Consider the following 12,375-nt stretch of genomic DNA (forward strand, 5'->3'; position numbering starts at 1 on the left):
AGAATGGGGAGGTCGTCCTCGCGCGGAGATCTATGGCATTTTCTCTATCGTGCTTCAACCGTCGCGCTTACGCAGGGTCCGAGCCTTGCGCTGCGAGGTCTTTCAGAATGGGGCAATCGGGGCGGTTGTCTCCGGCGCAGCTTTGCACCAGCTCGGACAGCGTGTCGCGCATGGATTGAAGCTGGGTGATTTTCTCTTCGATCTTGTGCAGGTGGTCGCTTGCCAGGGATTTGACGTCGGCGCTGGCGCGTGTCTTGTCTTCGTACAGCGTGAGCAGGGTGCGGCAATCCTCGATGGTGAAGCCAAGCGCGCGGGCGCGGCTGAGGAAGGCCAGCTTGTGCAGATCGCTGTCACGGAAGGCGCGGTAGCCATTGGTATCGCGCGGCGGTTTGATCAGACCGATCTCTTCGTAATAGCGGATCGTCTTTGCCGGAAGGCCCGCGCGTTTGGCCACGTCGGAGATATTCATGCCGTGGCCTCCTGAAGCATTGCCTCGGGTTCATCGGCCTGCGCGGGCTGAATTGCGCGCAGGCGAAGCGCATTAGCAAGCACGAACACCGAGGACAGAGCCATCGCGCCCGCGCCGAGCATCGGCGACAGCTGGACGCCAAAGGCCGGATACAGCACTCCGGCGGCAACGGGGATCAGGGCGGTGTTGTAGGCAAAGGCCCAGAACAGGTTCTGGCGAATGTTGCGCATCGTCCGGTTGGAGATTTCCACCGCATTGACCACGCCAGCAACCCGGCCGGACGACAGGACAATGTCTGCGGCTTCGATGGCGACGTCCGTGCCGGTGCCGATGGCCAGCCCGATCTCGGCTTCGGCCAGCGCGGGTGCGTCGTTGATGCCATCGCCGACAAAGGCCACCGGGCCGAAGCGGGTGCGCAAATCCTTGACGGCATCGACCTTGCCGTCCGGCAGGACACCGGCGGTGACGTGGTCAATGCCCAGTTCGCGCGCGATGGCATTGGCGGCGGCGGGGCTGTCGCCGGAAATCATCGCCACCTTCAGGCCCTGCGCGTGAAGCGCTTCAATGGCGGGTTTGGCGCTGGGCTTGATCCGGTCGGCGACGGCGAAGACGGCGGCCGCCTGCCCGTCGATGGAAAGGCAGACAAGCGTGTGGCCCTTGTCGGAAAAGCGGGTGATCGCCTCTTGCAGTGGAGCGATATCGACGCCCCGTTCGGTCAGCAGGCGGGGAGAGCCGACGAGCAGCGTCTTGTCCTCGACTGTGGCGCGCAGGCCATAGCCGGGGATGGTTTCGCTGTCGGTGATGTTTGGCAGGTCCGAGGGTGCGGCGGTCAGGATCGCTTGCGCAATCGGGTGGTCAGAGGTTTGTTCGACCGCAGCGGCGAGCGTCAGCGCCCGCGCCGGATCAACGCCGCTTGCCGTGAATTGATCGAGCAGGGTCGGGCGGCCTTCGGTCAGGGTGCCGGTCTTGTCGAAGGCAACAACCTTCGCACCGTCGAGCCGTTGCAGCGCGTCGCCCTTGCGGAAGAGCACGCCGAGTTCTGCGGCGCGCCCCGTGCCGACCATGATCGAGGTCGGCGTGGCAAGACCCATCGCGCAGGGGCAGGCAATGATGAGCACGGCGACGCCTGCCACAAGCGCATGGCTGAGCGCGGGATCGGGGCCGAACGCCAACCAGACCGCGACAGTGAGCGCGGCGATGCCAAGCACGACGGGAACGAAAATGCGCACAACGCGATCGGCCAGCGCCTGAATCGGGAGTTTTGCACCCTGCGCGGATTGCACCATGTCGATGATACGCGCCAGAACCGTGTCCGAGCCAACGGCGGTGGCACGGTAGGTGAGAGTCGATTGACCGTTGATCGTACCGCCGGTGACGTCGCTGCCTTCGGATTTCGCGACCGGTGCGGGTTCGCCGGTGATCATGGCTTCATCGACAAAAGATTGCCCCGTCAGGACAACGCCATCCACGGCGATACGCGCACCGGCGCGTGCCTCTACGGTATCGCCGGTTTGCACGTCGGACAGGGGGATTTCGACGAACGCGCCGTCGCGTTGCACCCTTACTGTATCGGGGCGCAGGCCGATCAGGCGTTTGATCGCCGCGCCGGTGCGGCCCTTGGCGCGGGCTTCCATCCAGCGACCTGCGAGGATGAGCGTCCCGATCACCGCCGCCGCTTCGAAATAGACGGCGCGGGTGCCCTCGGGAAGAAGGGCAGGCGCAAATGTGGCGATGGTCGAATACCCCCAGGCGGCCAATGTACCAAGCGCGACAAGGCTGTTCATGTCGGGGCTGCCCTTAAACAGCAGTGGCAGGCCGATGCGGAAGAAGCGGCGTCCGGGCCATGCCAGAACCAGCGTGACGAGCAGGAATTGCAGCACCCAGAAGGTTTGCGTGCCGATGGTTGAGGTGATGGCATGGTGCAATGGCGGAAAAATGTGTCCGCCCATTTCCGCGATGAAGACCGGCAGGGTCAGCGCCGCCGCGATCAGCGTGTCGCGGCGCAGCGCGGGGGTTTCCGAAGTTGGCTCGGACGGTGTGTCCGAGGTGGTGGGCGTGGCGGGATAGCCCGCGTCCGAGACGATTTTTGCCAGTTTTGCGGCATCGACCGCACCGTCAAGCACGCGGATTTCGGCGGTTTCGGAGGCAAGGTTGACGCTGGCCGACACGACGCCCGGCTGTTCCATCAGCGCGCGTTCGACCCGTCCGGTGCAGGAGGCGCAGCTCATGCCGGTGATCGACAAGCGATGCGTGACCTCGTGCGCCGGATAGCCCGCGCTTTGCAACGCGTCGCGCAATGTTTCGGTTGTGGCGCTGCCGGTGACCTGCGCCATCTTGGTGGCGATGTTGACAGAGGCGGACGTGACGCCCGGAGCTGCCGCCAGCGCACGCTCGGCGCGACCGGCACAGCCAGCGCAGCTTAGGTTATCGACGGCGAAGCGGAGGGTTTGATCGGACATCTGCGCACCTTGGGTGGATTGGTTACAGGCATGACATAGGGGTTCCCGTGACTGGAAGGTCAAGGGGCGCGGTGTGATCCTTTGGTGAATCTCATTTGCGATATCTTGCAGGGTGCTTCAGCTGGTGATCCGCAGAAGGATCACGCCCGCGAGCGTTAGCAGAGCCGCCAGACCGCGGATGGGGTTCAGTGTTTCTCTCAGGACCAGAACGCCGATCAGCATCGCGAAGATGATGGAGGTTTCGCGCAGCGCGGTGACAAGGGCGATGGGGGCGTGGGTAAATGCCCAGACAACCAGCGCGTATGCGGTGAATGACGCGACACCGCCCAGAGTGAGCGCCTTGAGGCCCTGTGTCGGGAGCTGGCGCAGCACGCTCGGGCGTCTGATGGCCACGATCGTGGTGAAGATCAGGCCGTTTGCCGCCGCAACGCTGCCGTAGAATCCCAGTGCGGTCCCCGCCTGACGCGCGCCCCATCCATCGACCAGAGAGTAGGCGGCAATGAAGCCTCCGGTGACAAGCGCCAGCGCCGTGGCGCGGTAATTCGGTGCGATATGGCGTCTGCGGCTGAAGGTGATCGACATGATGCCAAGACCGATCAGCGCTATCGCGGCCAGCTGACCGGGTGTCAGGGTTTCACCAAGGAACAGGATCGACACCACGGCGACGATCAACGGTGCGCTGCCCCGGGCCAGCGGATAGACCTGTGTCAGATCACCGACCCGATAGGAAGCCAGCAGGAAGAACTGGTACCCGATATGCAGCGCAAGGCTGGCGGCCATCAGGGGCAGACTGGCGGGATCGGGAGCGGGGACGAAAAGCAGGGCGAAAAGACCGATGATTCCCGATCCGAGAATCACCGCAGTCATCGCCAGATCCTTGTCCGGCCCGCCTTTGACCATCGCGTTCCAGATTGCGTGCAAGAGCGCCGCAAGCAGGACGGCAAAGAATATGGTGAGGGTCACGCTCGCGGCTCCGGTCTGGTGCGTGAGCCTAGGCCGATCCTTGTCAGGATCGCAATGGCGAGAATGGCTTAGCTGGCCTCGGTCTCGGCTGCGATTTGTGCGCGGGATTTGCGGGCGCGTTCGGTGGCCGATTTCAACTGACCGCAGGCGGCCATGATGTCTTCGCCGCGCGGAGTACGGATCGGGGAGGCATATCCAGCTTTGTAGATGATGTCCGCAAAAGATTCGATCCTCGCCCAATCGGAACGTTCATAGGGCGCGCCGGGCCATTCGTTGAACGGGATCAGGTTGATCTTTGCCGGAATGCCCTTGATCAGCTTGACCAGACGACGGGCGTCTTCGTCGCTGTCATTGATGCCTTTCAGCATGACGTATTCAAAAGTGATCCGCTCGGAATTGGAATTCTTGGGATAGTCGCGCAGCGCGTCAAGCAGGGTGGCGATGTTCCATTTCTTGTTGATCGGCACCAGCTTGTCGCGCACGTCGTCGGTCGTGGCGTGGAACGACACCGCCAGCAGACAGCCGATTTCCTGCGCGGTCTTGGCGATTTCCGGCACGACGCCGCTGGTCGACAGGGTGATGCGGCGGCGGGATAAGGCAATGCCCTCGCCGTCCATCGCGATCTTCATCGCGTCGCGGACGTTGTCGAAATTGTAGAGCGGCTCGCCCATGCCCATCAGCACGATGTTCGACAGCAGGCGCGGACCGTTTTCGCCCGTGCCGACGCCCGGTTCGGGCCATTCGCCCAGATCGTCGCGCGCCAGCATGACCTGACCGATGATCTCTCCTGCCGTCAGGTTGCGCACAAGCTTTTGCGTGCCGGTGTGGCAGAACGAACAGGTCAGCGTGCAGCCGACTTGAGAGGAAATACAAAGCGTCCCGCGATCGGATTCGGGGATGTAGACAACCTCGACCTCGTGCCCGCCGGCGATGCGTACAAGATATTTGCGCGTGCCGTCGTCGGAAACCTGTTTCGACACGACTTCGGGCAGCGCAATCTCGAACACCTCGTCCAGTTCGGCGCGATAGCCCTTGGCAAGGTTGGTCATGGCGTGAAAATCGCGCACGCCCCATTGGTAAACCCACTGCCAGATCTGGTTCACACGCATCTTGGCTTGCTTCTCAGCCGTGCCCATTGCGATCAAAGCCTCGCGCAAGGCGGGGCGCGTGAGGCCAACGATATTCGTCTTGCCCCCTTCCGGCACCTTGCGCGGAATGGTCAGAACGTCTTGGGTGATCGGAGCGGAGCCGGTCATGGGCTGTGCCTTTTTCGAGAAACCAGATGGCTCACATATAGGATTCGGACGCAAAAGCAAAAGCGCCGCCTTTGGAAAAGGCGGCGATCAGGCGCAGCGGGGACACCGCGTCAGGATTTGCAGCGCTGCTCGGCGTCTTCGACGGCGGCAGTGAAGCCCAAAAGCGAGAACGTGTCTTTGGTGATCGTTCCCCGAGACGAGCGGGCCGTCAGGATCGCATTGGCGCCACGCTTCATCGCGGTGACGATCTTGCTGTCATCCTGCGGGGTGGCAGGCCAGGCCCATTCGCCTTCGGTGAACAGCTCGAACTCGGTGCCGCCGACATTGACGTTGACGGTTGATCCGGGCGCGAACGGGTAGCCGCCGGTAAAGGCAAGCTGGCCCTGCACCTCGGCTCCGGGGCGGTAGAACACCATCAACAGGATCTCGCCACGCGTGACGGCCACGACGCGGCCGTCCTTGGTGTTCACGCTTTCCTTATAGGTGGTGACCGCCCAGCATTCGCGCGGGTCCGTTCCTTCGAACACGCTCCAATCGGTAATCGCGTTCACGCGGTTGGTGCTCGTTTCCTGCGCCACACCTGCACTGGCCGATACCAACGCCATAGCGCCGATGATCGCTCCGCCAATCCATGAATTCATGCGTACAGCCTCCAGACCGTCCATTGCCTCAACAGGTTTGCTATGTCGCAGTTTCGGTTTGTTGTCTATTTATGTCACTGCAACTTTCTTCTCGACCCTGTGAGAATAGCCTGAAATACGAAGCCGATTAAAGCCCAATTGGCAGAAAATCGCCCATTTGTGAGGGAGTGTTTACATGACTCAACCAGCAGCTCTGACCGAAATCTGGCGCGGCCCGTTTATGGAGAGCGCGCATGTCGGTCATGCCGTGATTTGTGACGGCTCGGGGCAGATCGTGACAGCCTGGGGCGACCCGGATGCAGTGGTTTTGCCGCGCAGCTCGTCCAAGATGCTTCAGGCTCTGCCATTGGTGGCGTCAGGTGCTGCGGATGCACGCGGATTGACGACAGAGCAACTGGCGCTTGCCTGTGCGTCGCATCAGGGCGCGCCCGAGCATGTGGACCGTGTGAACCGCTGGCTCTCCGATCTGGGTCTGGGCGATGATGCGTTGTGCTGTGGGCCGCAGGTGAGTCGCGACACCGACCTCAAGATCGAGATGATCCGCGCACATGAAAGCCCGTGTCGGGTGCATAACAATTGTTCGGGCAAACACGCAGGGTTTCTGACGTTGACGCAGCATCTGGGCGCGGGGCCGAACTATGTCGATCCGGATCATCCGGTGCAGCGCGCGTGCCTCGATGCCTTCGAGACCGTGACGGATCAGGCCAGTCCCGGCTTTGGCATCGACGGCTGTTCGGCGCCCAACTTTGCCACCACGATGCACGGCATGGCGCGCGCGATGGCCTGGTTTGCGACAGCCGGTCAGCGGTCCGATGCGATGAGCGCCGCTGCCGCTCGATTGACCGAAGCGATGCACACGCACCCGCAATTGGTGGCAGGTGAGGGGCGGGCCTGCACGCGCTTGATGCGCGCAGCCAAGGAGCCGGTTGCCCTGAAAACCGGGGCGGAGGGATTTTTCATCGCGATCCTGCCCGAGCGCGGATTGGGCGTTGCGGTCAAGGCCGCCGATGGCGCGACGCGTGCTGCCGAATGTGCAATCGCGGCACTGCTGGTGCGTCTGGATGTGTTGGATGCAGAGCACCCTGATGTGATGGCGTTCCTCAATCCGGTGATCCGCAACTGGGACGGGTTGGAAACAGGTCAGATCAAACCGGCGCCGGGCCTTCTGGCGTGACAAAGGCATCGCGGCTGTAGCCCTGAAGGTACAACAGCGCGGTCAGATCGCCGTGATTGATTCGCAGCTTGGCCTCTGCCTGCACGCTTGGTTTGGCGTGCAGTGCGACACCGGCACCGGCACGCTGCAACATGCCCAGATCGTTGGCCCCGTCGCCGACCGCCAGCACATCGTCCGGCGTGATGCCAAGCTGTTGGGTGATGGTCTCCAACGCGGCAACCTTGGCGTCACGGCCAAGGATCGGGCGGGCCACGTCGCCGGTCAAGGCGCCGCTCTCGACCAGCAGGGTATTGGCGCGGGATTCGTCAAATCCCAACAGCGTCGCAACACGGGTCGTGAACGCGGTAAACCCGCCGGAGACCAGCGCAGCATGAGCGCCGTTTGCCTTCATCGTGGCCAACAGCACTGCGCCTCCGGGCATCAGGGTGATTCGGCTGGCTAGAACGTCGTCGATGACACTGTCCGACATGCCTTTGAGTAACGCCACACGTTCAAGCAGGGCGTTTTCGAAATTCAGTTCGCCATTCATCGCGCGCGCGGTGATTTCCTTGACCTGCGCGCCGACGCCGGCGACTTCGGCCAATTCGTCGATGCACTCCTGCTGGATCATTGTGCTGTCCATATCCGCCAGCAGCATTTTCTTACGGCGTCCCTCGGCTGGCTGTATCAACAGATCGACGCCTTGATCCTGAAGGGCGCGCCAGCTGTCCTCGGCGGTGTCGGGGCGGGACGGAATCGGAAATTCCGCCGCCTCGTCCGGGGAGAGCCACGCGAGTTCGCCGCCGCCCCACGCGTTGCGCAGCGCTTCGGCCAAGGCGGGATCAAGTGCACCGGGTTTGGCGATCAGGGTGACGGTGAACATCAAAGGCATCCTCAACAATATTGCCGGTCGTCTCTTAGAGAGCATGGCACCACTTGGAAAGGTTTGCCCGAAGGGCGTTTCGGTTCCCTGAGCCACGCGGCGAGAAAAAACGTCGCTTTGCACTCATTTTCCGACTTGTGCGACGCCCCTCTGCCGCTTAAGCACATCAGTGGGACACCCTTCCCCAACGAAGGGCGCTTATCTGGAAGGATAGCATCAATGGCTATGTCACAACCGGCAACGCGGCCGGTCACGAAACCTGTCGCCGTTCCGGCGAATCCGCGTTTTTCCTCTGGCCCATGTGCCAAACCCCCCGTTTTCAAATTGCAGAACCTGGCTGACGCGCCTTTGGGCCGGTCGCATCGTGCGGCTGTCGGCAAGGCCAAGTTGAAGGCCGCGATTGACGAGACGCGGGCCATTCTGGGCGTTCCCGACGATTACAGGATCGGCATCGTACCGGCATCAGATACAGGCGCGGTCGAAATGGCGATGTGGTCGCTCCTTGGCGCGCGCAAGGCGACGATGGTCGCATGGGAATCCTTTGGTGCCGGCTGGGTGACGGATGTCGTCAAGCAGCTCAAGATCGACGCCGAGGTGAAGACGGCCGAGTATGGCCAGATCGTCGACATGGCGGGTCTGGATTATGACACCGACGTGGTGTTCACATGGAACGGAACCACGTCCGGTGTGCGCGTGCCGAATGGCGATGTGATCCCGGCGGATCGTGGCGGCCTGACCATTTGCGATGCGACCAGTGCCGCTTTTGCGCAGGATTTGCCTTGGGACAAGCTCGATGTGACGACGTTTTCCTGGCAGAAGGTGCTGGGCGGAGAGGCGGCGCATGGGATGTTGATCCTGAGCCCCCGTGCGGTAGAGCGGTTGGAAAGCTACACGCCTGCATGGCCCCTGCCGAAGATTTTCCGCCTGAGCAAGGGCGGCAAGCTGATCGAGGGCATTTTCGTCGGTGAAACGATCAACACGCCGTCGATGCTGGCGGTCGAAGACTATCTTCAAGCGCTTGAATGGGCGCGGTCTGTTGGCGGGCTTGAGGGGCTGGTGGCGCGGGCCGATGCCAATGCGCAGGCGATTTTCGATTTTTGCGAGGCCAATAACTGGATCGCCAATCTGGCAGACGATCCGGCCACGCGGTCGAACACCTCTGTGTGCCTGAAATTCACCGATGACCGGATCTCCGATGGCGCGGCGTTTGCCAAGGCGGTCGCCAAGCGGCTCGAAGCCGAAGGTGTGGCGCTGGATGTCGGGGCGTATCGCGATGCGCCTGCCGGGTTGCGCATATGGTGCGGTGGTACGGTCGAGACTTCGGACATCGAGGCGATGTTGCCGTGGCTTGATTGGGCGTTTCACGCTGAACTCGACGCTCTGGCACAAGCCGCCTGAATTCAGAGGCGGGCAAATTGCCCGCACTCCCTTCTCCGTTCAACTCATTCGCAGGCCGGGTCGTGTGCCCATCTTCGCGAGCTATCAAAGGACCAGCATCATGGCCCCCCGTGTACTCATTTCCGACAAGCTTTCCGACGCCGCCGTGCAGATCTTCCGCGACCGCGGCATTGACGTGGATTTCCAGCCCGATCTGGGCAAGGACAAGGACAAACTGGCCGAGGTGATCGGGCAGTATGACGGGCTTGCAATCCGCTCTGCCACCAGGGTCACACCGACGATTTTGGCGGCGGCGGACAAGCTCAAGGTGATCGGCCGTGCCGGGATCGGCACCGACAATATCGACAAGGAGGCGGCGTCGCAGAAGGGCGTGATCGTGATGAACACGCCGTTTGGCAACATGATCACCACCGCCGAGCACGCCATCGCGATGATGTTTGCCGTTGCCCGCCAGATTCCGGAGGCGAGCGCCTCGACCCAGGCGGGCAAATGGGAAAAATCCAAGTTCATGGGCGTGGAGCTGACCGGCAAGACGTTGGGTGTGATCGGCGCGGGCAATATCGGCGGCATCGTGTGTGACCGGGCGCGCGGGCTCAAGATGAAGGTCGTGGCGTTCGATCCGTATCTCAGCGAGGAAAAGGCCGCCAAGATGCAGATTGAAAAGGTCGAGCTTGACGACTTGCTGGCGCGCGCCGATTTCATCACGCTGCATGTTCCGCTGACCGACCAGACACGCAACGTCCTGTCGGCGGAGAACCTTGCCAAGACCAAGAAGGGCGTGCGGATCATCAACTGCGCCCGCGGCGGCCTTGTGGACGAGGCGGCGCTGGCGGAACTCCTGAAATCCGGCCATGTCGCGGGCGCGGCGTTTGATGTGTTTGCCGAAGAACCAGCGACGGAGAACCCCCTGTTCGATCTGCCGAACGTGGTCTGCACTCCGCATCTGGGTGCCGCAACCACCGAGGCGCAGGAAAACGTGGCGTTGCAAGTAGCCGAGCAGATGTCGAACTACCTGTTGACCGGTGCGGTGGAAAACGCGCTCAACATGCCGTCGGTTACTGCCGAAGAAGCCAAGGTCATGGGACCGTGGATCAAACTGTCCGATCATCTGGGCAGCTTTATCGGCCAGATGACGGACGAGCCGATCAAGGCGATCAACATCCTCTATGACGGCTCGGTCGCGGAAATGAACCTCGATGCGCTGAACTGTTCCGCCATCGCGGGGATCATGAAGCGGGTGAACCCGGACGTGAATATGGTTTCTGCGCCGGTGATCGCGCGCGAGAGAGGGGTCAACATCTCGACCACCAATCAGGCGAAATCGGGCGCGTTCGACGGCTATATCAAGCTGACCGTTGTCACCGAGACGCGCGAACGTTCGATTGCCGGCACGGTGTTCAGCGACGGCAAGCCGCGGTTTATCCAGATCAAGGGCATCAATATAGACGCCGCGATCGGGGCGCATATGATCTACACCACCAACGAAGACATGCCCGGTATTATCGGGACGTTGGGAATGACGATGGGTGAGAACAACGTGAACATCGCCAACTTCACCCTTGGCCGTTCGGCCGAAAAGGGCGAGGCGATTGCGCTGCTTTATGTCGATGAGCCTGTTCCGGCCAATGTTGTGAGCAAGCTGAAAGAGACGGGCATGTTCCGGCAGGTCAAACCGCTTCAATTCGACGTCGCCTGAGCCAATCGCGGCTGAGCTTTGCCGGCGCGGATTGCACCTGTTGATATGCCATGTCAAAGAGCGCGTATGACACGCGCTCTTTACGCAATCGGAGATATCCACGGCCAGCTTCGCTTGCTCGACAAGGCGCTGCGCTGGATCGAAGCTGACGGCGGGCACGATGCGAGGATCGTGTTTCTGGGCGATTACGTGGATCGAGGGCCAGACAGTCGGGGTGTTCTTGACACGCTCGTCACGGGCCGCGCCGAGGGGCAGGACTGGATCTGTCTCAAGGGCAATCACGACCGGTTCTTTGAATGGTTTCTGCATCCCGACGGGCCGCGCACCGATCCGCATCTGCTGGTCGGCTATCACTGGTTTCACCACAACATCGGCGGCCTCGAGACCATTCAATCCTACGGAATGGGGCGACCTGATGGTGTGCGTCAGCGCGATCTGGCGCGGGCATTGCACGAGGTTGTGCCCGAGGAGCACAAGGATTTCCTGCGGGGCTTGAAACTCTGGCACAGACAAGAGAATTACTTCTTCGTCCACGCCGGAATCCGCCCCGGCGTGTCTCTGGAGCAGCAGGACGAGCATGATCTCTTGTGGATCAGGTCCGAGTTCCACGACGACCCCCGAGGCCATGGCGCGGTGGTCGTTCACGGGCATACTCCGGTTGACCGGCCCGAGCGTTATTCCAACCGCATCAACCTAGACACTGGCGCTGGCTATGGGCGACCATTGAGCGTTGCGGTATTTGAGGGTGACGAGGTGTTCAATCTGACTTCCAAAGGTCGTCAGCCCTTGCACACACGGCGCTGACAGGCCGCGCGATGTCACGCCTGAAGGTGGCGCGAAACGAGATTCTCGGGAATACAAAGGGCTGTTATAAACGGCGAAAAAGTGCATTCGGCCTGCATAAAAGATACTTTTTTCCTAAATGATTTGCCCTGTGCCAATTTACAGGACAATTTTCTGCCCTCTTGGTGCTAGCCTGACCTATCCGGCTTTAGAGCCGGTTCAATCAGGGGGGACAAGATGTCTGAAAAAATAGTCGTCGGATATGACGGCAGTGATGTGGCCAAGCGCGCTATAGATTTTGCCGTGCGACAGGCCACTGCGCAGAATGGAAGCGTTCTGGTCGTGCATGTGTTAGAATGGTCGGCCTATTCCTTCCTGACGCCCGAAGAGCTCGAAGAGCGTCACGGACGCCGCCGGGAGGAGATCGAGCGGGCGGAGGCCGCGCTGATGTCGCCGCTCAAGGCGACCATTTCGAAGGCGGGCGTGCCCGTCGAGACAATGATCAAATACGGCCATATCGCCAAAACCTTGTGCGAGGTCGCGCGGCAGACGGGCGCGACGCAGATGGTTGTCGGGCGTGACGGGGACGGTGGTCTGGCGACCCGCGTGTTCGGGTCGGTTGCCGGATCCCTTGTCCAGATCGCGCCGGTGGCGTGTACCATTGTCCCCTGAGC

The 12,375-nt window shown here is 61.7% G+C and carries 11 protein-coding genes and 2 pseudogenes; 6 read left to right on the forward strand and 7 right to left on the reverse strand.

The annotated features are described in order from the left end of the window. Window positions 1-67: 67 nt before the first annotated feature. Window positions 68-469 carry a Cu(I)-responsive transcriptional regulator gene (gene cueR, locus ACGKZZ_RS02050; protein ID WP_411221765.1) on the reverse strand — a complete coding sequence of 134 codons (402 nt, stop codon included), beginning with the start codon at window positions 467-469 and terminating at the stop codon, window positions 68-70. Next, a complete protein-coding gene (locus tag ACGKZZ_RS02055) occupies window positions 466-2,712 on the reverse strand; it encodes a heavy metal translocating P-type ATPase (protein ID WP_411222192.1) in 2,247 nt (748 codons plus the stop codon). Before ACGKZZ_RS02055 ends, cueR begins: the two co-directional genes overlap by 4 nt. Between ACGKZZ_RS02055 and ACGKZZ_RS02060 the strand changes: the two are divergent. Further along, a pseudogene (locus ACGKZZ_RS02060) lies at window positions 2,707-2,760 on the forward strand (hypothetical protein); the annotation flags it as partial. The gene ACGKZZ_RS02055 and the pseudogene ACGKZZ_RS02060 sit on opposite strands and share 6 nt — an antisense overlap. On the opposite strand, the pseudogene ACGKZZ_RS02065 reads toward ACGKZZ_RS02060, so the two are convergent. The 4 genes and pseudogenes from ACGKZZ_RS02065 to ACGKZZ_RS02080 all read right to left on the reverse strand — a co-directional run. Continuing rightward, window positions 2,749-2,928 (reverse strand): annotated as a pseudogene (locus tag ACGKZZ_RS02065) (heavy-metal-associated domain-containing protein); the annotation flags it as partial. The pseudogenes ACGKZZ_RS02060 and ACGKZZ_RS02065 overlap by 12 nt on opposite strands. 117 nt (window positions 2,929-3,045) lie before the next feature. After that, window positions 3,046-3,891 (reverse strand): DMT family transporter, encoded by an 846-nt coding sequence (locus ACGKZZ_RS02070; RefSeq protein ID WP_411221766.1) that lies wholly within the window; start codon window positions 3,889-3,891, stop codon window positions 3,046-3,048. Window positions 3,892-3,959: 68 nt separating this feature from the next. After that, a complete protein-coding gene (gene rlmN, locus ACGKZZ_RS02075; RefSeq protein WP_411221767.1) occupies window positions 3,960-5,147 on the reverse strand; it encodes a 23S rRNA (adenine(2503)-C(2))-methyltransferase RlmN in 1,188 nt (395 codons plus the stop codon). Window positions 5,148-5,257: 110 nt separating this feature from the next. Then, on the reverse strand, window positions 5,258-5,788 hold the full coding sequence (locus ACGKZZ_RS02080; RefSeq protein WP_411221768.1) for an invasion associated locus B family protein: 531 nt from the start codon (window positions 5,786-5,788) through the stop codon (window positions 5,258-5,260). 175 nt (window positions 5,789-5,963) lie between these two features. On the opposite strand from ACGKZZ_RS02080, the gene ACGKZZ_RS02085 reads away from it, so the two are divergent. Further along, on the forward strand, window positions 5,964-6,962 hold the full coding sequence (locus tag ACGKZZ_RS02085) for an asparaginase (RefSeq protein ID WP_411221769.1): 999 nt from the start codon (window positions 5,964-5,966) through the stop codon (window positions 6,960-6,962). On the opposite strand, the gene serB is transcribed toward ACGKZZ_RS02085, so the two are convergent. Then, window positions 6,934-7,824 (reverse strand): phosphoserine phosphatase SerB, encoded by an 891-nt coding sequence (gene serB, locus ACGKZZ_RS02090; RefSeq protein ID WP_411221770.1) that lies wholly within the window; start codon window positions 7,822-7,824, stop codon window positions 6,934-6,936. The genes ACGKZZ_RS02085 and serB overlap by 29 nt on opposite strands. 219 nt (window positions 7,825-8,043) lie before the next feature. Between serB and ACGKZZ_RS02095 the strand changes: the two genes are divergently transcribed. The 4 genes from ACGKZZ_RS02095 to ACGKZZ_RS02110 all read left to right on the forward strand — a co-directional run bounded on the left by ACGKZZ_RS02095 (window position 8,044) and on the right by ACGKZZ_RS02110 (window position 12,373). Further along, window positions 8,044-9,222, forward strand: a complete 1,179-nt coding sequence (locus ACGKZZ_RS02095) for a phosphoserine transaminase (RefSeq protein ID WP_411221771.1) — start codon at window positions 8,044-8,046, stop codon at window positions 9,220-9,222. Between the two features lie 100 nt (window positions 9,223-9,322). Then, on the forward strand, window positions 9,323-10,918 hold the full coding sequence (gene serA / locus ACGKZZ_RS02100) for a phosphoglycerate dehydrogenase (protein ID WP_411221772.1): 1,596 nt from the start codon (window positions 9,323-9,325) through the stop codon (window positions 10,916-10,918). A 66-nt stretch (window positions 10,919-10,984) separates the two neighbouring features. Next, on the forward strand, window positions 10,985-11,722 hold the full coding sequence (locus tag ACGKZZ_RS02105; RefSeq protein ID WP_411221773.1) for a metallophosphoesterase family protein: 738 nt from the start codon (window positions 10,985-10,987) through the stop codon (window positions 11,720-11,722). Between the two features lie 216 nt (window positions 11,723-11,938). Continuing rightward, window positions 11,939-12,373, forward strand: a complete 435-nt coding sequence (locus tag ACGKZZ_RS02110; RefSeq protein ID WP_411221774.1) for a universal stress protein — start codon at window positions 11,939-11,941, stop codon at window positions 12,371-12,373. Window positions 12,374-12,375 lie beyond the last annotated feature (2 nt).

The organism is Marivita sp. S2033 (genome assembly GCF_046592965.1).
GTDB lineage: Bacteria > Pseudomonadota > Alphaproteobacteria > Rhodobacterales > Rhodobacteraceae > Marivita.

What these genes read in the sequence shown, in the direction of transcription:
- ACGKZZ_RS02110 (WP_411221774.1), top strand. Translation starts at nt 11,939, where the DNA reads ATGTCTGAAAAAATAGTCGTCGGATATGACGGCAGTGATGTGGCCAAG.
- ACGKZZ_RS02095 (WP_411221771.1), top strand. Translation starts at nt 8,044, where the DNA reads ATGGCTATGTCACAACCGGCAACGCGGCCGGTCACGAAACCTGTCGCC.
- rlmN (WP_411221767.1), bottom strand. Translation starts at nt 5,147, where the DNA reads ATGACCGGCTCCGCTCCGATCACCCAAGACGTTCTGACCATTCCGCGC.
- serB (WP_411221770.1), bottom strand. Translation starts at nt 7,824, where the DNA reads ATGTTCACCGTCACCCTGATCGCCAAACCCGGTGCACTTGATCCCGCC.
- ACGKZZ_RS02105 (WP_411221773.1), top strand. Translation starts at nt 10,985, where the DNA reads ATGACACGCGCTCTTTACGCAATCGGAGATATCCACGGCCAGCTTCGC.
- ACGKZZ_RS02080 (WP_411221768.1), bottom strand. Translation starts at nt 5,788, where the DNA reads ATGAATTCATGGATTGGCGGAGCGATCATCGGCGCTATGGCGTTGGTA.
- cueR (WP_411221765.1), bottom strand. Translation starts at nt 469, where the DNA reads ATGAATATCTCCGACGTGGCCAAACGCGCGGGCCTTCCGGCAAAGACG.
- serA (WP_411221772.1), top strand. Translation starts at nt 9,323, where the DNA reads ATGGCCCCCCGTGTACTCATTTCCGACAAGCTTTCCGACGCCGCCGTG.
- ACGKZZ_RS02085 (WP_411221769.1), top strand. Translation starts at nt 5,964, where the DNA reads ATGACTCAACCAGCAGCTCTGACCGAAATCTGGCGCGGCCCGTTTATG.